The organism is Methylobacterium sp. D48H (genome assembly GCF_053345715.1).
On the sequence record NZ_JBKFAP010000199.1, the window covers coordinates 1 to 287 of the forward strand.

The following is a 287-nucleotide window of genomic DNA, read 5'->3' on the forward strand; positions in this document are numbered from 1 at the left end:
GGCGCGCGCTGGCCCGGCTTCGGCCCCGGCCGCAGCAGGTGCGTCAGGTTCGCGAGGCCCGACAGGTGATCCGCGTTCAGGAGGCTGCCGGGGTAGGCGGCGCCCATCTGCTGCATGTCGTCCGTCCCCTGCAGCAGGGAGCCCAGGTTCGGCAGCGCCTTCGCGGCCAGCCCCAGCACCGTGTCGGGGACGGGGCCGCGATAGACGGCCCACCGGAACCCGCGCACCTGCTGGGCGCTCAGCCGGGCGTGCTCGCCGCCGCGCTCGCCGTCGTAGGAGTCGAGGAT

At 75.3% G+C, this 287-nt stretch carries 1 pseudogene; it reads right to left on the reverse strand.

The annotated features are described in order from the left end of the window. Positions 1-287 (reverse strand): annotated as a pseudogene (locus ACLBX8_RS32110) (FAD-dependent monooxygenase); the annotation flags it as partial.